The sequence below is a fragment of the Kitasatospora sp. NPDC002227 genome (assembly GCF_040296285.1).
In the GTDB taxonomy this organism is placed as follows: domain Bacteria; phylum Actinomycetota; class Actinomycetes; order Streptomycetales; family Streptomycetaceae; genus Kitasatospora.
The window spans coordinates 49,722-69,354 of sequence record NZ_JBEOWY010000024.1 but is presented as its reverse complement, the minus strand read 5'-3'; the positions used below and the strand labels follow the sequence as shown (position 1 = coordinate 69,354).

At 70.8% G+C, this 19,633-nt stretch carries 18 protein-coding genes and 2 tRNA genes; 3 read left to right on the top strand and 17 right to left on the bottom strand.

Annotation, left to right across the window (positions count from 1 at the left end; translation table 11 throughout):
* Window positions 1–176 precede the first annotated feature (176 nt).
* Window positions 177–2,246: a Stk1 family PASTA domain-containing Ser/Thr kinase gene (pknB, locus tag ABT095_RS21825; protein ID WP_350531118.1), complete on the top strand. Its 2,070-nt coding sequence runs from the start codon at window positions 177–179 to the stop codon at window positions 2,244–2,246.
* Window positions 2,247–2,458: 212 nt separating this feature from the next.
* On the opposite strand, the gene ABT095_RS21820 is transcribed toward pknB, so the two are convergent.
* From ABT095_RS21820 to ABT095_RS21800, 5 genes are all read right to left on the bottom strand, one after another.
* Window positions 2,459–3,181 carry a class E sortase gene (locus tag ABT095_RS21820; protein ID WP_350531117.1) on the bottom strand — a complete coding sequence of 241 codons (723 nt, stop codon included), beginning with the start codon at window positions 3,179–3,181 and terminating at the stop codon, window positions 2,459–2,461.
* A 22-nt stretch (window positions 3,182–3,203) separates the two neighbouring features.
* Complete coding sequence (locus ABT095_RS21815) at window positions 3,204–4,079, bottom strand: class E sortase (protein WP_350531116.1); 876 nt, start codon at window positions 4,077–4,079, stop codon at window positions 3,204–3,206.
* A 4-nt stretch (window positions 4,080–4,083) separates the two neighbouring features.
* Window positions 4,084–4,734 carry an aminodeoxychorismate/anthranilate synthase component II gene (locus ABT095_RS21810; protein WP_350531115.1) on the bottom strand — a complete coding sequence of 217 codons (651 nt, stop codon included), beginning with the start codon at window positions 4,732–4,734 and terminating at the stop codon, window positions 4,084–4,086.
* Between the two features lie 32 nt (window positions 4,735–4,766).
* Window positions 4,767–4,937 carry a hypothetical protein gene (locus ABT095_RS21805; RefSeq protein ID WP_350531114.1) on the bottom strand — a complete coding sequence of 57 codons (171 nt, stop codon included), beginning with the start codon at window positions 4,935–4,937 and terminating at the stop codon, window positions 4,767–4,769.
* 74 nt (window positions 4,938–5,011) lie between these two features.
* Window positions 5,012–5,782 carry a DUF881 domain-containing protein gene (locus ABT095_RS21800; RefSeq protein WP_502884957.1) on the bottom strand — a complete coding sequence of 257 codons (771 nt, stop codon included), beginning with the start codon at window positions 5,780–5,782 and terminating at the stop codon, window positions 5,012–5,014.
* Between the two features lie 148 nt (window positions 5,783–5,930).
* Here ABT095_RS21800 and crgA point away from each other — a divergent pair, with 148 nt between their 5' ends.
* Complete coding sequence (gene crgA / locus ABT095_RS21795; protein WP_350531113.1) at window positions 5,931–6,188, top strand: cell division protein CrgA; 258 nt, start codon at window positions 5,931–5,933, stop codon at window positions 6,186–6,188.
* 254 nt (window positions 6,189–6,442) lie between these two features.
* Here the strand turns inward: crgA and ABT095_RS21790 are convergent, their stop codons facing one another.
* Both ABT095_RS21790 and ABT095_RS21785 read right to left on the bottom strand, forming a co-directional pair.
* Window positions 6,443–7,333 carry a rhomboid family intramembrane serine protease gene (locus ABT095_RS21790; protein WP_350531112.1) on the bottom strand — a complete coding sequence of 297 codons (891 nt, stop codon included), beginning with the start codon at window positions 7,331–7,333 and terminating at the stop codon, window positions 6,443–6,445.
* Between the two features lie 95 nt (window positions 7,334–7,428).
* Window positions 7,429–7,953 carry a peptidylprolyl isomerase gene (locus tag ABT095_RS21785; protein ID WP_350531111.1) on the bottom strand — a complete coding sequence of 175 codons (525 nt, stop codon included), beginning with the start codon at window positions 7,951–7,953 and terminating at the stop codon, window positions 7,429–7,431.
* Window positions 7,954–8,095: 142 nt separating this feature from the next.
* On the opposite strand from ABT095_RS21785, the gene ABT095_RS21780 reads away from it, so the two are divergent.
* Window positions 8,096–8,881, top strand: coding sequence for a DUF5324 family protein (locus tag ABT095_RS21780; RefSeq protein ID WP_350531110.1), 786 nt, complete (start codon window positions 8,096–8,098; stop codon window positions 8,879–8,881).
* Window positions 8,882–8,941: 60 nt separating this feature from the next.
* On the opposite strand, the gene ABT095_RS21775 is transcribed toward ABT095_RS21780, so the two are convergent.
* The 10 genes from ABT095_RS21775 to gnd form a co-directional block, all read right to left on the bottom strand.
* Window positions 8,942–9,014: transfer RNA gene (locus ABT095_RS21775), tRNA-Ala, on the bottom strand.
* Window positions 9,015–9,124: 110 nt separating this feature from the next.
* Complete coding sequence (locus ABT095_RS21770) at window positions 9,125–9,253, bottom strand: DLW-39 family protein (protein ID WP_217368170.1); 129 nt, start codon at window positions 9,251–9,253, stop codon at window positions 9,125–9,127.
* A 138-nt stretch (window positions 9,254–9,391) separates the two neighbouring features.
* A tRNA-Ile gene (locus tag ABT095_RS21765) sits at window positions 9,392–9,465 on the bottom strand.
* Window positions 9,466–9,514: 49 nt separating this feature from the next.
* The gene (locus ABT095_RS21760) at window positions 9,515–10,870 is read right to left on the bottom strand and encodes a class I SAM-dependent methyltransferase (RefSeq protein WP_350531109.1); all 1,356 of its coding nucleotides are present in this window, start codon (window positions 10,868–10,870) and stop codon (window positions 9,515–9,517) included.
* A gap of 238 nt (window positions 10,871–11,108) precedes the next feature.
* Window positions 11,109–11,819: a DUF3566 domain-containing protein gene (locus ABT095_RS21755; protein ID WP_350531108.1), complete on the bottom strand. Its 711-nt coding sequence runs from the start codon at window positions 11,817–11,819 to the stop codon at window positions 11,109–11,111.
* Window positions 11,820–11,956: 137 nt separating this feature from the next.
* Window positions 11,957–14,554 (bottom strand): DNA gyrase subunit A, encoded by a 2,598-nt coding sequence (gene gyrA, locus ABT095_RS21750; RefSeq protein ID WP_502884956.1) that lies wholly within the window; start codon window positions 14,552–14,554, stop codon window positions 11,957–11,959.
* Window positions 14,555–14,607: 53 nt separating this feature from the next.
* Complete coding sequence (gyrB, locus tag ABT095_RS21745; RefSeq protein ID WP_350531107.1) at window positions 14,608–16,608, bottom strand: DNA topoisomerase (ATP-hydrolyzing) subunit B; 2,001 nt, start codon at window positions 16,606–16,608, stop codon at window positions 14,608–14,610.
* A 272-nt stretch (window positions 16,609–16,880) separates the two neighbouring features.
* Complete coding sequence (locus ABT095_RS21740) at window positions 16,881–17,396, bottom strand: DciA family protein (RefSeq protein WP_502884960.1); 516 nt, start codon at window positions 17,394–17,396, stop codon at window positions 16,881–16,883.
* 166 nt (window positions 17,397–17,562) lie between these two features.
* Window positions 17,563–18,693 (bottom strand): DNA replication/repair protein RecF, encoded by a 1,131-nt coding sequence (recF, locus tag ABT095_RS21735; protein WP_350531105.1) that lies wholly within the window; start codon window positions 18,691–18,693, stop codon window positions 17,563–17,565.
* Window positions 18,694–18,734: 41 nt separating this feature from the next.
* Entirely contained in the window at window positions 18,735–19,610 is an 876-nt protein-coding gene (gene gnd / locus ABT095_RS21730) for a phosphogluconate dehydrogenase (NAD(+)-dependent, decarboxylating) (RefSeq protein WP_350531104.1), read from the bottom strand.
* Window positions 19,611–19,633 lie beyond the last annotated feature (23 nt).

Sequence of the window (19,633 nt, the reverse complement as noted above, 5' to 3'; positions counted from 1 at the left end):
TCGGCCGGGCCGGGGCGGTAGCGTATCCGCAGCAGCGGGTGTGCCCGCAGCTCGCCCGCGGCCCCGGCCGTGGGGCCGAGGTCACAGAACCAGCGTGGTGTCGGCCGCGTCCAACAGTGCGTGCGGGGACACCTACGTCACATCCTCACCGGCCGGTGAGGGAGAGGGTCGGAACTATGGAAGAGCCTCGTCGCCTAGGCGGCAGGTACGAGCTCGGCGGCGTCCTCGGGCGCGGCGGCATGGCCGAGGTGTACCTCGCCCATGACACCCGGCTCGGCCGTTCCGTCGCAGTGAAGACGCTACGGGCCGACATGGCCCGTGACCCGTCCTTCCAGGCCCGCTTCCGCCGCGAGGCACAGTCCGCGGCCTCCCTCAACCACCCCGCGATCGTCGCCGTCTACGACACCGGCGAGGACTACATCGACGGCATCTCCATCCCGTACATCGTGATGGAGTACGTCGAGGGCTCGACCCTGCGCGAGCTGCTGCACTCCGGGCGGCGCCTGCTGCCCGAGCGCGCGCTGGAGATGACCATCGGCATCCTCCAGGCGCTCGAGTACTCGCACCGGGCCGGGATCGTCCACCGCGACATCAAGCCCGCCAACGTCATGCTCACCCGGCAGGGCAACGTCAAGGTCATGGACTTCGGCATCGCCCGCGCCATGGGTGACGCCGGCATGACGATGACCCAGACCTCCGCCGTGATCGGCACCGCCCAGTACCTCTCCCCGGAGCAGGCCAAGGGCGAGCAGGTCGACGCGCGCTCGGACATCTACTCCACCGGCTGCCTGCTCTACGAGCTGCTCGCCGTGCGGCCCCCGTTCGTCGGCGACTCGCCGGTCGCGGTGGCCTACCAGCACGTCCGCGAGGACGCACTGCCGCCGTCCACGTACGACCCCGAGCTGCGGCCCGAGATCGACGCGATCGTGCTCAAGTCGCTCACCAAGGACCGCGACTACCGGTACCAGAGCGCCGACGAGATGCGCGAGGACATCGAGCGCTTCCTCGACGGCCTCCCGGTCGTCGCCGCCCAGCAGGCCGCCTACGGCATGGGCGCGGCCGGCTACGGCTACGACCAGCAGCAGGGCTACGCCCAGCACGACCCGTACGGCCAGACCAACCTGCTGCCCCCGCAGGGCGCGGCCGGTCCGACCACGATGATGCCCCCGGTCGGCTCCCCGCAGCCCGGCTACGGCTACGACCAGCAGCCGGCCTACGGCGGCGGCAGCGGTGACGGCGGCGGCTACGACGACGGCTACGACCGCGGCGGGCGCCGCGGGCAGGAGCCGCCGAAGAAGAACAACACCTCGTGGATCATCCTGGCCGTCGCGGCCGTGCTGGTCCTGGTGGGTGCCTACTTCGTCGTGCAGGCCATGGTGAAGCCGGGCGGCGGCAGCAACGCCAAGGTCACCGCGCCCAACCTGACCGGGAAGAGCTACGCCGACGCGGAGTCGGCGCTGACCTCCCTGAAGCTGAAGATCCACAAGGGCGACGCGGTGCAGTGCCAGGACAGCACCGTCCAGAAGGACCAGGTCTGCTCGCAGAACCCGACGCCGAACACCCAGGTCGACAAGGACAGCACCATCACGGTGCAGCTCTCCTCCGGCCCGTCCTCGGTGGCCGTCCCCAACGTGGTCGGCCAGACCAAGGACGACGCGACCAAGGCCCTCACCAAGGCCGGTTTCGTCATCGGCACCACGACGTACCAGCCGAGCGACTCCGTCGCGCAGGACTCGGTCGTCTCGCAGGACCCGAGTGGCCAGGCGGCCACCGGCGCGACGGTCAACCTGGTGCTCTCCGGCGGCCAGAACAAGACCACCGTGCCCGGCGTGGTCGGCCAGGACGCCGCCAGCGCCCAGAGCACGCTCGAGGGCGCGGGCTTCACGGTCCAGACCAAGAACACCCCGGCGACCGACCCGGCCAAGGTCGGCCAGGTGGCCGCCCAGAACCCGCCGGCCAACTCGAAGGCGGCGCCCAACAGCACCGTCACGATCACGGTCTACAAGCAGGCGGACAAGGTCGCCGTGCCGATCCTGGTGGGCAAGACCTTCCAGCAGGCGACCGACCTGCTCAGCTCCAAGGGGCTCAGCGGAATCGTCGTGGCCGGTCCGCAGGACGGCAACGCCGTCATCATCAACGTGGACCCGCCGGCCGGGACGATGGTCGACCCCAAGACCCAGATCAAGCTCTACACCATGCCCGGCAAGAAGGACGGCGGCTCCTCGCCACCGCCCGCCGGCAACTGACCACGCCCCACCCGGAGGGGGTCACCGCGCACGCGGTGGCCCCCTCCGTTGTGCACAGGCTTGTCCACAGGGCGTCAAGTAGCTGTGGGTGACACAACGGTGCGGGTCAGTGGGCTGGTTGGCCGCCGTTGTCCCCAACTGTGCCCGAGTTATCCACAGGTTGTGCGGAGGCCGACCGGATCTGTGCCAACTCGCCCACCGGACGGCCGGATTCAGCGCAGCTCCGGCGGGGGAGTGCGCTTCGCATCCACCGGGTCGACCCGCACCAGGCTGCCCCACACGGCCATCCGGTAGCGCGAGGTGTACACCGGCGTGCAGGTGGTCAGGGTGATGTACCGCCCCGGCCGGTCGTAGCCGGACTCGGCGGGGACGGGCGCGATGATGCCGGTGTCGTAGCGCGAGGTCTGCGGCAGCGTGGCGTCCACCCGGTAGACGTACCAGCTGTCCCGGGTCTCGACCACGATCGCGTCGCCCTTGGCGACCTTGTCGAGGTCGTGGAAGCGGGCGCCGTGCCCGTCCCGGTGCGCGGCGAGCGCGAAGTTGCCCTCCGGGGCCCAGGGCATCGCCGCCTGGTACGGGTCCTGGTAGACCCCGGCCACGCCCTCGTTGAGGACTTCGGGGGTCGTGCCCAGCCGGATCAGCGTCTGGTCGCCCTTGCCCATCGCCGGCACGTGCAGGAAGCCGAGACCATCCCCCGCCGCGTACACCGGCGGCGGCGAGGCCGGGGTACCGGGAGTCTGCGGGGCCGCCGAGGCCCACTCCCGGCGCAGGTCTCCCCCGGCCCGCCCGGCCCGGTGGTCGGCGAGCACGTCCGTCCACCAGAGCGAGTACGCCACGAAGAGCGCCAGCACCACCCCGGCGGTGATCAGCAGCTCGCCGACCACCCCGAGCAGCACCGACCCACGGCCACGACGCCTGCGTAATGCCCTCGCCACACCGACCGCCTTGCTGTGCCGCCTACCCGAGCGCCGGGGGCTGCCCCTGGCTCCTCGGCCGTTCCTCGACCATCTTGCCAAAGACGATCAGCCGACCCCGGGCACTGAACTCCGGCGTGCAGGTCGTCATGGTCAGGTACCGCCCGGGGCCGCCGAACGGCGAGCCCTTCGGCACCGGAAGGATCACCGACACGTTCGAGGGAGGCGTCTCCGGGATGCCGCCCGCGACCTCGTACGTGTAGTACGTGGTGGCCGTCTCGACCACCACCTTGTCCCCCGGCACCAGCCGGCCGAGCTGGCGGAACGGCTGACCGTGCGTGGTGCGGTGCGCCGCGACCGCGAAGTTGCCCTGGTCACCCGGCATCGCCGTGCCGGTGTAGTGCCCGACCAGGCCCTTGTCGAGCACCTGCTGCTTGCCGGTGCCCTCGGCGACCGGGTAGGTCAGCCCCAGCTTGGGGATGTGCAGCACGGCGAAGCCCTGCCCGGGCGCGAACGCACCGGCAGCCTTGCCCGTGGGGGCGCCAGGCGCGGGCGTACCGGGCCGCTGGGCGGCCCACTGCTGCTCCAGCTTCGCCCGGGTGCCGTCGGCCGAGGCGTCGGCCTGCACGTTGGTCCACCAGAGCTGGTAGGCCACGAAGAGCAGCATCACCGCTCCGAGCGTGATCAGCAGCTCCCCGGCCAGCCGGGCCGCCACCACCCGCTTGGCCTCCGGCCGCCGCACCCGTGGCCCGCGCGGGCGCCCCGCGGCCCGCCGCCGCCCGGAGCCGCCGCGCAGCGGGGCCCGCCCGGGCTGCGCGGCCACCCGGAGCCGGAGCGTCTCCTCGGGCTGCTCGGCGGGCTCGTAGACGCCCCAGTCCCCCGGCTCGGCCTCCACGACCCGGCGCTGTCCCCCCGTCACCGCGTCAGCCCCGGCCGATCACCGGCGCGAGCCCGGCCGAACGGCCGACGGCCCCGGCGTCGCCGCACTCGGTCAGCCAGTTGGCCAGCATCCGGTGGCCGCCCTCGGTGAGCACCGACTCGGGGTGGAACTGCACCCCCTCCACCGGCAGCTCCCGGTGCCGCAGGCCCATGATCACGCCGCTGCCGGTCCGCGCGGTGACCACCAGCTCGGCCGGCACCGTCGCGGGCTCCACCGAGAGCGAGTGGTAGCGGGTCGCGGTGAGCGGCGAGGGCAGCCCGGCGAAGACGCCGAAGTCCTCGTGCTCCACCAGCGAGGTCTTGCCGTGCAGCAGCTCGGGCGCCCGCCCGACCACCGCGCCGTACGCGACCGCGATCGACTGCAGCCCGAGGCAGACCCCGAAGACCGGCAGCCCGATCGACGCGCAGTGGTGCACCATCTCGACGCAGACCCCGGCCTCCTCGGGCGAGCCCGGCCCGGGGGAGAGCAGCACCCCGTCGAAAGCCTCCCGGGTGGCGTGCCCGACCGTCACCTCGTCGTTGCGCACCACCTCGCAGGTGGCCCCCAGCTGGTAGAGGTACTGGACGAGGTTGAAGACGAAGCTGTCGTAGTTGTCGACCACGAGGATGCGGGGCGAGCCGGCGAGCGAGGTCATGCGCGTACTACTCCTGGAGTGCTGAGGCCCGGTCATCCGGTGCCGCTCTGGTCGACCGTGACGTCGCCGAAGGGCAGCAAGGGCTCCACCCACGGGAAGACGTACTGGAACAGGACGTAGACCGCCCCGGCGAGGAGCAGCAGCGCGAGGATCGTCCGGACGAGGAAGTTGCCCGGCAGGTGCCGCCAGATCCAGTCGTACATGGCGCTCCAAGTGGTTCAGGTCGCAGTCAAGACTAGGGCCAGTCCGGCCGGGGCCGCAGGTGACTTCCCCCCGCTCAGCCTCCGGTGGCCGCGTGCAGGTCGACGCTGCCGCCGTAGCCGGGCACCTGGAGGTCGGTGCTCTCCTGCACCTTCCAGCCGAGCCCGTAGGCGGCGACGTACTGCAGGTAGTTGCGGATGGTGGGGTCGTTGTCGACGGCCGCCCGCAGCCCGTCCGTCCGCCCGACCGCCTTGACCACGTACGGCGGCGAGTAGACCCGCCCCTGCAGCAGCAGGGTGTTGCCGACGCAGCGCACCGCGCTGGTGGCGATCAGGCGCTGGTCCATCACCTGGATGCCCTCGGCACCGCCGCGCCAGAGCGCGTTGACCACCGCCTGGATGTCCTGCTGGTGGATGACCAGGTCATTGACGCCCGGCTCGGGCACGCCGGGGATGCGGGCGGTGGCTCCGGGCGGGGCGTCGTTGAGCGTGACGGTCAGGCCGGGGCCCTGGAGCGCCTGCAGCCCGGCGGCCTTCTGCAGGGCGTCCAGCTGGGCCGTGTCGGCGGGGCTGCGGCTCTGCTCCTTCACCAGGGCGTCCGCGCGGTCCTGGAGGGCGGAGAGCTGGGCCTGGTCCTGCTGGTTCTGGGTGGACCGCTGCTGTATCACGTCGGACAGGTGCAGCAGGGTGTTGTCGGTCCGCAGCGAGGTGCCCTGGGCGGTCTGCGCGCTGATGTAGAAGAGCAGTCCGGCGAGCGCGAAGACGGCGCAGGTCAGGGCACGTCCGACAATTCGGGTGCTCGCGCGGCGCCCGGAGCCGGGGTGCGGAGGAATCGTGGAATTAGGCACCGTACCCTTATCTCCTTCAGACCCGGCGAGCCACTACGCTAACGGACGCCGGTGGCATGTGCGGAGCGCCCGACACTTGACCGGCCCCCACAGCCGCCCCGCCCAGTGCACCCTGCGCGGTCACAGCGCATCGACAGGAGAGCCCCTCGTGCCGAAGTCTCGACTCCGCAAGAAGTCCGACTACACCCCGCCCACCAGCACCACGGCCACTGCCGTGAAGATCGGTACCGGCCGCAGCTGGGTCGCCCCGCTGATGCTGGCCTTCTTCCTGATCGGGCTGGTCTGGATCGTCACCTACTACGTGACCAGCGGCACCTGGCCGGTCCAGGCCTGGGGCAACTGGAACATCCTGGTCGGATTCGGCTTCATCGCCGCCGGCTTCGGCGTCTCCACGCAGTGGAAGTAGCCGGTCCGAGGCGCTGAACCCCTCGTCTGCTGGTGCGGCCCACCGGTCGCACCAGCAGACGATGTGTTTATCCACACAGTTATCCACAGTGGGGAAAAGTCCTCCCGCCCTGTGGATAACTTTTCCGCCATCCGGCCCTGAGCACGCCGTGATTCTCGCCATGCCCACAGGTGGACGCGCGTAGCACGGTTCCTCTCCAGGGGGTCGTGGAACCACCCGTGCACAACCCCGCGCACACTGTGGACAACCACGCACTACCCCAGGCGGACGTTCTCCAGGACCACCAGCAGGACGGCGGCCCCCAGCACCGCGGCCACCGTCAACCCCTGCAGCAGGTTCCGGTTCGCCCGGGGGGCGTACATCATCCCGGCGCCGATCGCGGTGCCCGCGATCAGACCGCCGAGGTGCGCGCGCCAGTCGATGTTCGACATCGAGAAGGTGATCACCAGGTTGAACGCCAGCAGCGCGAGCACCGGCCCGAGCGGAGTCCTGGTCACCTTGAACAGCACCGCCGTGGCGCCCAGCAGCCCGAAGATCGCGCCCGAGGCGCCGGCCGAGTAGGTGCTGCCGTCGGTCAGCAGGTAGGCGAAGGCGTTCCCCGCCAACCCCGCGACCAGGTAGAGCCCCAGGTAGCGCAGCCGCCCGAGCACCGCCTCCAGCTGCGGGCCGAGCACCCAGAGCGAGACCATGTTCATCGCGATGTGCAGTTCCCCGTTGTGCACGAAGACCGCCGAGAGCAGGCGGTACCACTCCTGCGGCCCGGCCGCGACCCCCATGGCCGGGTGCCAGAAGCCCTCGTAGAGGCCCTCCGGCCAGCTGAACAGGCTCAGCGTCAGCTTCCACTCGGGACGCACGTACTGCGTGAGCACGAAGACCAGCAGGTTGATCCCGATCAGGATCTTGGTGACCAGTGCGCCGTCCGCCGCCGGGCGGCCGCCGAAGCGGGTGGTGGCGGCCCTGGTCTGCTGGTGCCCGCCGCGCACGCAGTCGGGGCACTGGAAGCCCACCGAGGCGTTGGTCATGCAGTCGGGGCAGATCGGGCGCCCGCAGCGCGCGCAGCCTATGCCGGTCTCGCGCTCGGGGTGCCGGTAGCAGCCGGGCAGGGCCGGACTCCCCTCGGCCTGCGGCCGGGCCTGCTCGTCCATCCCGTTGTCCCCTTCTCATGGCTGATCCCGGTGTCAGACCCGTATTCGGGATGCCACCGGGACCGCCAGGGTACCGCCGTACGGCGTCAGGGCACTCAGCCCTTGGTGATCTCCACCGACTCGATCACGACATCGTTGACCGGGCGGTCGTTGCGACCGACCTGGACGTTGTTGATCTCGTCGACGACCTTCTGGCTGGCCGGGTCGGTGACCTCGCCGAAGATGGTGTGCTTGCCGGTCAGCCAGGTGGTCGGCGCGGCGGTGATGAAGAACTGCGAGCCGTTGGTGCCCGGGCCGGCGTTGGCCATCGCCAGCAGGTACGGCTTGGTGAAGGCCAGGTCGGGGTGGAACTCGTCGGCGAACTTGTAGCCCGGGCCGCCGGTGCCGTTGCCGAGCGGGTCGCCACCCTGGTTCATGAAGCCCGCGATGACACGGTGGAAGATCGTGCCGTTGTACAGCGGCGCGTTGGTCTTCTGGCCGGTCTTCGGGTCGATCCACTCGCGCTCGCCGGTGGCGAGCTCCACGAAGTTGGCGACCGTCTTCGGAGCGTGGTTCGGGAAGAGCTCCACGACGATGTCGCCGCGGTTGGTCTTCAGGGTGGCAAGGAGCTTCTCAGCCACGGTGTGCCTTCCTTCTGTCCTAGGTGCTGCCGGTCTCTCTGACCCCGGAATCATCCCATGATCCACCTGCCCGGGGCGGAGCCTCCGTCGGAGCAGGCGCGCCGCAGACGGCTCAACCCGGCGCGCCGGGCGTCAGATAGGGATGCATGATCTCCAATCAGGTGCAAGGGTGCATAACGGACGCCGCACAGGCCGTGCAGCAGGACGCACCGAGGAGGAGAAGCCAGTGACCCACTCAGCCCGTGAGACGGCCGACCGGACCAAGGACGCCCTCGCGCCCTACGCCACCCAGGCCAGGGACACCGCCACGCAGCTCGCGCTCGAGGCCCGCCACCGGATCGGCCCGGCCGTCGAGGCCCTCGGGCCGCGCCTGGAGCAGGCCTTCGCCGCGCTGCCGCCGCAGACCCAGGCCAACACCATCAAGGCCGTCCACCGGGCCCAGGAGGCCGCCCTGGCGGCCAAGCTCTCGGCGGCCAGGGCGGCCGAGAGCACCAAGGGCACCGTGGGGCCCAGGATCAGCGAGGCGCGGGCCGTCCTGGCTCCCGCCGCCCTGACGGCCCAGCAGCGCGGCAGCGCCGCCCTGACGGCCCTTCAAGGGCATGTGAGCGCCGCCGAGATCAGCGCGCTGGCCGCCCGCAACGCCAAGAAGGAGCAGCGGCGCGGCAAGGGCACCGGGCTGGCCGTGGCCGGCCTGCTGGCGATCGGCGCCGGGCTGTGCGCCTGGCAGTGGTGGCGCCGCCAGTCCAGCCCCGAGTGGCTGGTCGAACCCCCGGCGAGCATCGGCACCGCCCCCGTCGCCGAACCGACCCCGGTGAACGGCTCCGCCGCCGCCTCCGAGGAGGCCTCGGCCGAGGAGCACCCCAAGCCGCACCCCCCGAAGCCCGGTGACGACCGCCCGAAGCCGCACGACCCCCGCAAACCGCACTGACGGCGGCCCGGAAAAACGACCGGCGCCCCAGGCCTCGAAGGCCTGGGGCGCCGGTGCACGTGGAGCTTAGGAGACTCGAACTCCTGACATCTGCCTTGCAAAGGCAGCGCTCTACCAACTGAGCTAAAGCCCCGTGCGGTTGTGCTGCGCCCTAGCGTACCTGCTCGCGGGCGCGGCTGTTGAGCAGGTTTCCGCCCACGGCGCGCATGGCGCCGTGGGCGGGGGACCGAGTCGGTCGTTGCCTCAGCGCGCGGCGGGCACCGGGTCGGTGGCCTCGGTCCACAGGTCCTGCTCGGCCTTGTCGGCCTGGACCTGACGGTAGACAAAGAGCCCGCCGAGGGCGAGCAGTGCGACCAGGAGGAGCTTCTTCACCGCGGGACCTCGTCCTTCTTACTTGCGTGGATAGACCGCCTTGCGGCCGATGATACACACCGGTAACCCACCCTCGGGCAGGACTGCGGTACGACGAAGGCCCCCGGTCACTCTCGTGACCGGGGGCCTTCTTGCAGGTGGGCCTAACAGGACTTGAACCTGTGGCCTCTTCCTTATCAGGGAAGCGCTCTAACCGTCTGAGCTATAGGCCCTTGCCGCACTGAAAGATTAGCGGACCGATGGCCGATCTCCCAAATCCGTTCAGGCGGCGGTGCCGGCGGCCTTGCCCGAGCGGCCCAGCTCGGAGGCGGTGGGGCGGGCCAGCCACTGCTCCCGGGTGGCCGGCAGACCGCTGCGGCCGGACTGCTCGGTGCGCACGGCGAGCACCTGGTTGATGCCGATCCGGTTCTCCTCGAAGGCCAGCGCGCAGGCGGCCATGTACAGCCGCCAGACCCGGGCCCGGCCGCTGCCGACCAGCCGGACGGCCTGCGCCCAGTTGGCCTCGAGGTTGGCCACCCACTCCCGCAGGGTGAGCGCGTAGTGCTCGCGCAGCGACTCCACGTCCCGGACTTCGAAACCGGCCTCCTCGATCAGCGAGACGGTGGAGCCGACCGGGGAGAGCTCGCCGTCGGGGAAGACGTACCGGTCGATGAAGGCGCTCTGCACGTGCGGCTGGCCCTGCCGGTTCGGGCGGCGGGAGATCTGGTGGTTGAGCAGCCGCCCGCCGGGCGCCAGCAGCCCCAGGAGGCCCGAGGCGTACGTCAGGTACTCGCTGCTGCCCACGTGCTCGGCCATGCCGATGCTGGAGATGGCGTCGAAGGGCCCGTCCGGGATCTCCCGGTAGTCCTGCAGCCGGATGTCGATCCGGTCGGCCAGACCGGCGTCCGCGACCCGCTTGCGGGCGTAGGCGACCTGCTCGGTGGAGATCGAGACGCCGACCACCTCGACGCCGTAGTGCTGGGCCGCGTGCAGCGCCATCGAGCCCCAGCCGCAGCCGACGTCCAGCAGGCGCATCCCCGGGCGCAGGCCCAGCTTGCGGCAGATCAGGTCGAGCTTGGCGGCCTGGGCGGCCTCCAGGCTCCGGGCGGCCGGCTCCCAGTAGGCGCAGGAGTAGACCATCGAGGAGCCGAGCACCAGCTCGTAGAAGTCGTTGCCCACGTCGTAGTGGTGGCTGATCGCCTGGCGGTCCCGGCCCCGGCTGTGCAGGCGGCCCTGCTGGCGGGCCTCCTCCGGCGGCGGAGCGGGCTGCAGGCCCAGCGCGCCGGTACGCAGCGCCGCGGCCAGCAGACGCCGCCCCTCGGGCCCGGTGATGTCCTTCAGGCCGAGGTGCTGCCCGGAGGCCTCCTGCTGCTCGGTGAAGGCCGCCACGGCGTGCAGCACCTCGTACAGGTCCGACTCCGGCGCGAGGTCCAGATCGCCCGAGACGTAGGCCCGGGCCAGGCCCAGCTCGCCGGGCTGCCAGATCAGGTGCCGGACGGCCCGGCGGTTGCGCAGCACCACCAGGGGTGCCTCCGGCGCGCCCGCCTCGCTGCCGTCCCAGGCCCGCACCCGGAGCGGGATGCGCGCCCCGAGCAGCTCCTCGAGTGCCCCGACCAGTTGCGTTGCGACCTTTGCCATGGTGTGCCTCCCGCGAAAGTTGCCACCCGTCACCGGCCCCGACGTGGCGTCGCGGACAGCTAATCCGACGGCTGCCACGGCCGTGCCCGTCGGCACGCCGTGGCGTCGGTGCTGTCACTCGAACGCCCGCAGGCCCCGAAGGCAGTCAACGGCCTTCGGGGCCTTGGGATTCCGGAGATGGTGCGGTGCGCGGGATGCTGTGTCAGGTCCGGCCCGTCCCGGGAGGTACCGGAGGGACTCAGTCCTCTTCGGCGAGGGTCAGCTCGACACCGCCGGTGAAGCCGGCGGCGGTGTTGTAGATGAAGGCGGAGAGCGTCGCCAGGGCGGTCATCAGGACCACGTCCACCACGGCGATCAGGGTGGTGAACATCATGACCTTGCCGAAGCCGATGTAGTCCATGATGTTGAGCCCGCCGGAGGTGTCCGAACCGGTGACCTCCTTGAGCGTGGTGCTCAGCGAGTCGAACACGCCCAGGCCGTCCAGGGTCATCCACAGCACGGCGGCCGCGACGATGATGATCACGCCGACGGCCAGCGAGAGCAGGAAGCTCACCTTCATGACCGACCACGGGTCGGCCTTGGTGATCCGCAGCCGGGCCTTGCGGACCCGGCCGAGCCCGCCGCCCTGGGTGGCCTGGCCGGCCGGCGCGGCGGCCGGGCGCCGGGGCGCGGAGGTGCCCTGGGTCACCCGGGTGCCGCGCGCGGGGGTCGGCTGGCCCTTGGCGTACGTGGTCGGCTGCGAGAAGCCGGCCTGCGGCGGCTGGGCGGGCGGCTGCGGGACACCCGCGCCGTAGCTCGGGCCGCCACCCTGCGACGCGGCCACCGGCGGCATCAGCGAGGTGGACGAGGCAGGGTGCTCGGCCGGAGGCTGCGGTACGCCGCCGCCGTACGGCATCCCGCCCGGCAGGCCGCCCGCGGCTCCTCCCGCAGCACCCGTGGCTCCACTCACGCTGGTCCTCCCGCAGTCACCTGCCAGGCCGGCCTTCCGCCCTGGCTCCATGCAATGCCCCCGGGCCGTGTTGCCCGGACGCGGTCGGTGGCCGGTGCCCACCCGCGGGGGCGGGCACCGGCCACCTGGGCAGAGGGTCAGGCCTGCTCGGCCGTGCCCTCCGCCGTGGTCGCGTTCTCGGCCGAGGCCTCGGGGGCAGTGCCCTCGTCCTCGCCCGTCTCCTCGTCCTCGGCCTCCGCGTTGCGGGCCATGCCCACGACCGCGTCCTTCTTCCCGAGGTTGATCAGTTGGACGCCCATGGTGTCACGTCCGGTTTCACGAACGCCCGAAACCCTGGTGCGGATCACACCGCCGGAGAGGGTGATCGCCATGATCTCGTCGGTCTCCTCGACGACCAGCGCCCCCACCAGCGAGCCCCGGCCCTCGACGATCTTCGCCGCCTTGGTACCGAAACCGCCCCGCCCCTGGACACGGTACTCGTCCACCGGGGTCCGCTTGGCGTAACCGCCGTCGGTCGCGGTGAAGACGAAGGTGCCCGGACGGACCACGTTCATCGACAGCAGCTCGTCGTCCTCGCGGAACGACATGCCCTTCACGCCCGAGGTGGCGCGGCTCATCGGGCGAAGCGCCTCGTCGGTGGCGGTGAAGCGGATCGACTGGGCCTTCTTCGACACCAGCAGCAGGTCGTCCTCGGCGGAGACCAGCTCGGCGCCGATCAGCTCGTCGTCCTTGCCCTCCTCGTCCTGCCGCAGGTTGATCGCGATCAGGCCGCCGGAGCGCGGGGAGTCGTAGTCCTTGAGCGCGGACTTCTTCACCAGGCCGGCCCGGGTGGCGAGCACCAGGTACGGCTTGTCCTCGTAGGTGCGCACCGCCATCACCTGGGTGATGTGCTCCTCCGGCTGGAAGGCCAGCAGGTTGGCCACGTGCTGGCCGCGGGCGTCGCGCCCGGCGTCCGGGAGCTCGTAGCCCTTGGCGCGGTAGACCCGGCCCTTGTTGGTGAAGAACAGGATCCAGTTGTGGGTGGTCGTCACGAAGAAGTGGTCGACGATGTCGTCCTGCTTCAGCTGCGCGCCGCGCACGCCCTTGCCGCCGCGCTTCTGCGAGCGGTACAGGTCGGAGCGGGTGCGCTTGACGTAGCCGCCACGGGTGATGGTGACGACGATGTCCTCCTCGGCGATGAGGTCCTCGATCGAGAGGTCACCGTCGGAGGGGATCAGGGTGGAGCGCCGCTCGTCGCCGTACTTCTCGACGATCGCGGTCAGCTCCTCGGAGATGATCTCGCGCTGGCGGACGGGCGAGGCCAGGATCGCGTTGTACTCGTTGATCTTGGCCTGCAGCTCGTCGTGCTCGCTCAGGATGCGCGCGCTCTCCAGCGCGGCCAGGCGGCGCAGCTGCATCTCGAGGATCGCGTTGGCCTGCAGCTCGTCGATCCGCAGCAGCTCCATCAGGCCGGTGCGGGCCGCGTCCGCGCTCTCCGAGGCCCGGATCAGCGCGATCACCGCATCGATCTGGTCCAGCGCCTTGAGCAGCGCGCGCAGGATGTGCGCCCGCTCCTCGGCCTTGCGCAGCCGGAAGGTGGTGCGGCGGACGATGACCTCGACCTGGTGGCTCACCCAGTGCCGGATGAAGGCGTCGATCGAGAGGGTGCGCGGCACACCGTCGACCAGGGCCAGCATGTTGGCGCCGAAGTTGGTCTGCAGGTCGGTGTGCTTGTACAGGTTGTTGAGCACGACCTTGGCCACGGCGTCGCGCTTGAGCACGACCACCAGGCGCTGGCCGGTGCGCGAGGAGGACTCGTCGCGGACGTCCGCGATGCCCGCGATCTTGCCGTCCTTGACCAGGTCGGCGATCTTCAGCGCGAGGTTGTCCGGGTTGACCTGGTACGGCAGCTCGGTGATCACCAGGCACTGGCGGCCCTGGATCTCCTCGACCTCCACCACCGCGCGCATGGTGATCGAGCCGCGGCCGGTGCGGTAGGCGTCCTCGATGCCGCGGCGGCCGACGATCAGCGCCCCGGTCGGGAAGTCCGGGCCCTTGATCCGCTCGATCAGGGCCTCGAGCAGCTCCTCGTTGGAGGCCTCCGGGTGCTCCAGCGCCCACAGCGCGCCCGAGGCCACCTCGCGCAGGTTGTGCGGCGGGATGTTGGTGGCCATGCCGACCGCGATGCCGGTGGCACCGTTGATCAGCAGGTTGGGGATGCGCGAGGGCAGGACGGTCGGCTCCTGCGAGCGGCCGTCGTAGTTGGCGGCGAAATCGACGGTCTCCTCGTCGATGTCGCGCATCATCTCCATGGCCAGCGGCATCATCTTGCACTCGGTGTAGCGCATGGCCGCCGCCGGGTCGTTGCCCGGCGAGCCGAAGTTGCCGTTGCCGTCCACCAGCGGCATCCGCAGCGACCACGGCTGGGCCAGGCGCACCACGGTGTCGTAGATCGAGGTGTCACCGTGCGGGTGGTAGTTACCCATCACGTCACCGACGACGCGGGCGCACTTGTAGTAGCCCTTCTCGGGCCGGTAGCCGCCGTCGTACATCGCGTACAGCACCCGGCGGTGCACCGGCTTGAGGCCGTCGCGGACCTCGGGGAGCGCCCGGGAGACGATCACGCTCATCGCGTAGTCGAGGTAGGAGCGCTGCATCTCCGTCTCGAGCTCGATCGGCTCGACCCGGGAGACGAAAGTGTCGATGGCGGTGCTGTCGTCCGGCTGCTCGCCGTCAGGACGGTTCTCGTCGACCACTGGTGGTCAGTTTCCTTTCACGCGGACTGGAGGTGTGCGGGACTGTGCGTCCGTCACACGTCCAAGAAGCGGACGTCCTTGGCGTTGCGCTGGATGAAGGACCGGCGGGCCTCGACGTCCTCGCCCATCAGGACGGAGAACAGGTCGTCGGCGCGGGCCGCGTCCTCGAGGGTCACCTGGAGCAGCAGGCGGTGGGCCTGGTCCATGGTGGTGACCCGCAGCTCCTCGGCGTTCATCTCGCCGAGACCCTTGAAGCGCTGGATCGCGTCGTCCTTGGGCAGCCGGCGACCGTTCGCCACGCCCGCCGCGATCACGGCATCGCGCTCGCGGTCGGAGTAGACGTACTCGAAGTCGTCCTTGCCCCACTTGATCTTGTACAGCGGCGGCATCGCGAGGTAGACGTAACCGGCCTCGACCAGCGGGCGCATGAAGCGGAACAGCAGGGTGAGCAGCAGGGTGCGGATGTGCTGCCCGTCGACGTCGGCGTCCGCCATCAGGACGATCTTGTGATAGCGGAGCTTGGCCTCGTCGTAGTCCTCCTGGATGCCGCAGCCGAAGGCCGAGATCAGCGCCTGGACCTCGGTGTTCTGCAGCACCTTGTCGATCCGGGCCTTCTCCACGTTCAGGATCTTGCCGCGGATCGGCAGGATGGCCTGGGTGCGCGGGTCGCGGCCCTGCTTGGCCGAGCCGCCGGCGGAGTCACCCTCGACGATGAAGATCTCGCACTCGGCCGGGTCCTTGGACTGGCAGTCGCTCAGCTTGCCGGGCAGCGAGGCCGACTCGAGCAGGCCCTTGCGGCGGGTGAGGTCCCGCGCCTTGCGGGCGGCGACCCGGGCGGTGGCCGCCTGGATCGACTTGCGGATGATGTCCGCCGCCTCGACCGGGTTGCGGTCCAGCCAGTCGTTGAGCTGCTCGTGGACCACCTTCTGGACGAAGGTCTTCGCCTCGGTGTTGCCCAGCTTGTCCTTGGTCTGGCCCTCGAACTGCGGCTCGCCGAGCTTGATCGAGATGATCGCGGTCAGACCCTCGCGGATGTCCTCGCCGGAGAGGTTGTCATCCTTCTCGCGGAGCAGCTTCTTGTCACGCGCGTAGCGGTTGACCAGGCCGGTCAGCGCCGCGCGGAAGCCCTCCTCGTGGGTGCCGCCGCCGTGGGTGTGGATGGTGTTGGCGAAGGAGTACACGCTCTCGGTGTACGAGCTGTTCCACTGGAGCGCGATCTCGACGGAGATCCGCTTCTCCTTGTCCTCCGCCTCGAAGTCGATCACCGAGGGGTGGATGACGTCGCCCTTGCGCGAGTTCAGGTGCGCGACGAAGTCGGCGATGCCGCCGTCGTACTTGTACGTGACCGAGAGCGGCTTGCCCTCCTCGTCCACGTGCTCCGGGCGCTCGTCGGTCAGCGCGATGGTCAGGCCCTTGTTGAGGAAGGCCATCTCCTGGAAGCGCCGGGAGAGCGTCTCGAACGAGTAGACGGTGGTCTCGAAGATCTCCGGGTCCGCCCAGAAGGTGACCGTGGTGCCGGTGGTCTCGCTGGCCTCGTGCTGCTCCAGCGGGGCCACCGGGGCGCCGGCCTTGTACTCCTGGGTCCAGCGCGAGCCCTCGGTGTGGATCTCGACCGCGAGGCGGGTGGAGAGCGCGTTCACCACCGAGATGCCGACTCCGTGCAGACCACCGGAGACGGCGTAGCCGCCGCCGCCGAACTTGCCGCCCGCGTGCAGGACGGTCAGCACGACCTCGACGGCGGGCTTCTGGTAGGCCGGCATGATGCCGACCGGGATGCCACGGCCGTTGTCGACGACACGGACACCGCCGTCGGCCAGCAGGGTCACGTCGATCCGGTCGGCGTGCCCGGCCATCGCCTCGTCGACGGAGTTGTCCACGATCTCCTGCACCAGGTGGTGCAGCCCGCGCTCACCGGTCGAGCCGATGTACATGCCAGGGCGCTTGCGGACGGCGTCGAGGCCCTCCAGCACCTGGATGTTGCTGGCGTCGTAGGACGCGGCGGTCGACGGGTCGGTGGGGTCTGGGTTCTGGCTGGGGTTGCCGGAATCGGCCACGAAGCGCCCTCTCTGGCACAGCGCGCGGTCGCACCCCACCCCCGGTTCGGGCGGGCCTGCGACCACGGCGTTTCGACTCGGTTGCTGCGAGCAACAGCGTTTGGCTTCTAGTCTACCGGTAGGACTGACATAGATGGGCGTTTGGCAGCCCCTGAGGGCAGATGTGCCGCCCTGAATCCCCGCCGGACATGTCCCGATACTCGCCAGGGGGGCTTAGCGGCCGCAAAAGGGCCGTCAGCGGTTCCGGAGGATTCAGTTCCGGAGTCGCCCCGTCACCCCCAGGTGTCACCCGGGCCGCGACTGCCCGGCGCCCGCAGCCGCCCGTAGCCCCGGGCGGGGGCGTCCGGCCCCTGCACCTTGATCACCTTGACCGTGCCATGGCCCAGCTCGTGGTTCAGCCGGGCCACCAACTGACGTGCCAGCAGTCGGAGTTGAGTCGCCCACGCGGTGGAGTCGCACTGCACCGTCAGCACCGCGGCCGCCTCGTCGAAGGTCTTCGGCACACAGTGCGCGGCGATGTCCGGACCGACGATCTGGGCCCACCGCCCCATCACCCCGCCCACCGCGGCCGGCGCCTCCCAGCCCCGCTCGGTGATCAGCCGGCTCAGCGCCGCCCCCAACGGCACCGGATCCCGCCCGTCCGCCCGGGCCCCGCTGCGCAGCCCGTGCTTCTTCGCTTCCCGCTTCTCCCGCACCTGCTCCCCGCGCAGCCGCGCCTGCTCCTTGGCCGCACGCAACGCCACCCGGGCAAGATCCACGCCCGACAGCTCCGGATCGCTCACCGCGATCTCCTTTCCCCAGGCTGTGGACAGACCAGAGTACGTCTGAAAGGGACGGCCAGTTGCACGACCCAGGGGCGCAGGGCTCTGCTCATTAACTGCGTGCGCTGCCGACCATGCACCTCCGTCGAGGGCTGATCGCGCCGTTCCCCGCGCCCCTGGGTCGTGCAACCGACTAGAGGAGGGTCACTTCTCCGTCGGAGACGGCGTACCGGGCCCCGGAGAGAGCCTTCGGCACGTCCTCCGCCACCGCCGCCGTCACCAGCACCTGCTCGGCCGGAGCCACCAGCTCGGCCAGCTGCTCCCGCCGCCGTGCGTCCAGCTCCGCGAAGACGTCGTCCAGGATCAGCACCGGCTCCCCGCCGTCCGAGCGCAGCAGCTCGTACGAGGCCAGCCGCAGCGCCAACGCGTACGACCAGGACTCCCCGTGGCTCGCGTACCCCTTGGCCGGCAGCTCGCCCAGCCGCAGGCCGAGCTCGTCGCGGTGCGGTCCGACCAGCGTCAGCCCCCGGGCCAGCTCCTGGCCGCGCGCCTCGGCGAGGGCCGCGAGCAGCTGCTGCTCGGCCTCCTCCCGGCTGCTCGGCCGCTCGCCTTCGAAGGAGGAGCTGCGGTACTCCAGGACGGTGTCCCCACCCCCGGGCGCGAGCTGTGCATAAGCCGCCGCCACCAGCGGCTGCAGCGCGGCCACCAGCTGCAGCCGGAAGGCCGTCAGCTCCGCGCCGGTACGCGCCAGATGACCGTCCCACACCTCCAGCGTGGCCAGGTCCGAAGCCCGGCCACCACCGCTGCGGCGGGCCGCCGCGGCCGTCTTCAGCAGCGCGTTGCGCTGCTTGAGCACGCGCTCGTAGTCGGACCGCACCCCCGCCAGCCGGGGCGCCCGGGCCACCAGCAGCTCGTCCAGGAAGCGCCGCCGCTCCCCCGGATCACCCTTCACCAGGGCCAGGTCCTCGGGGGCGAAAAGCACCGTCCGCAGCAGGCCCAGGACGTCCCGCGGCCGCACGTTGTCCGAGCGGTTGATCCGGGCCCGGTTGGCCTTGCCCGGGGTGATCTCCAGTTCGACCAGGGTGGTCCGGGCCTCGCGGACGATGCTCGTGCGGACCACGGCGCGCTCGGCGCCGAGCCGGACCAGCGGGGCGTCGGTGGCCACCCGGTGGCTGCCCAGGGTGGCGACGTAGCCGATGGCCTCGACCAGGTTGGTCTTGCCCTGGCCGTTGGGGCCCACGAAGGCCGTCACGCCCGGACCGAGGGGTACCTCGGCCCGGGCGTAGGAACGGAAGTCGGCGAGCGACAGATGCGCAACGTGCATGGCTGTGGACTACGCCGCCTTCTGTGGAGAACTTCTGTGAACTACTTCGACTCGACCGCGTGGCCGCCGAACTGGTTGCGCAGCGCGGCGATCATCTTCATCTGCGGGGAGTCGTCCTGCCGCGAGGCGAAGCGGGCGAACAGCGAGGCGGTGATGGCCGGCAGCGGCACGGCGTGGTCGATCGCGGCCTCCACCGTCCAGCGGCCCTCGCCCGAGTCGGCGGCCCAGCCGCGCAGCTTGGCCAGGTGCTCGTCCTCGTCCAGCGCGCGGACGGCCAGGTCGAGCAGCCAGGAGCGGATGACCGTGCCCTCCTGCCAGCTGCGGAAGACCTCGCGCACGTCGGTGACCTCGGGGGCCGCCTCCAGCAGCTCCCAGCCCTCGGCGAAGGCCTGCATCATCGCGTACTCGATGCCGTTGTGGACCATCTTGGCGAAGTGGCCGGCGCCGACCTTGCCCGCGTGGACGCTGCCGAAGTCACCCTCCGGCTTGAGCGCCTCGAAGACCGGCTGGACCTTCGCGACGTGCTCGGCCTCGCCGCCGTACATCAGCGCGTAGCCGTTCTCCAGGCCCCAGACGCCGCCGGAGACGCCGCAGTCCACGAAGCCGATGCCCTTGGCGGCCAGCGTCTCGGCGTGCTTGATGTCGTCGGTCCAGCGCGAGTTGCCGCCGTCCACGACCACGTCGCCGGGGGAGAGCAGCTCGGCCAGCTGGTCGACGGTGTCCTGGGTCGGGCCGCCGGCCGGGACCATCACCCAGACCACGCGGGGGGCCTGCAGCTTGGTGACCAGCTGCTCCAGGCTGTCGACGTCGGCGAGTTCCGGGTTGCGGTCGTACCCGATGACGGTGTGGCCGGCGCGGCGGATGCGCTCGCGCATGTTGCCGCCCATCTTGCCGAGACCGATGAGGCCGAGCTCCATGACAGAGTCCTTCACTGTGGTGA

Coding starts and splice junctions, on each gene's coding strand:
- recF (WP_350531105.1), bottom strand. CDS start 18,693: ATGCACGTTGCGCATCTGTCGCTCGCCGACTTCCGTTCCTACGCCCGG.
- ABT095_RS21810 (WP_350531115.1), bottom strand. CDS start 4,734: ATGACCTCGCTCGCCGGCTCGCCCCGCATCCTCGTGGTCGACAACTAC.
- gnd (WP_350531104.1), bottom strand. CDS start 19,610: ATGGAGCTCGGCCTCATCGGTCTCGGCAAGATGGGCGGCAACATGCGC.
- ABT095_RS21790 (WP_350531112.1), bottom strand. CDS start 7,333: ATGGACGAGCAGGCCCGGCCGCAGGCCGAGGGGAGTCCGGCCCTGCCC.
- ABT095_RS21760 (WP_350531109.1), bottom strand. CDS start 10,870: ATGGCAAAGGTCGCAACGCAACTGGTCGGGGCACTCGAGGAGCTGCTC.
- pknB (WP_350531118.1), top strand. CDS start 177: ATGGAAGAGCCTCGTCGCCTAGGCGGCAGGTACGAGCTCGGCGGCGTC.
- ABT095_RS21805 (WP_350531114.1), bottom strand. CDS start 4,937: ATGTACGACTGGATCTGGCGGCACCTGCCGGGCAACTTCCTCGTCCGG.
- ABT095_RS21780 (WP_350531110.1), top strand. CDS start 8,096: ATGCATGATCTCCAATCAGGTGCAAGGGTGCATAACGGACGCCGCACA.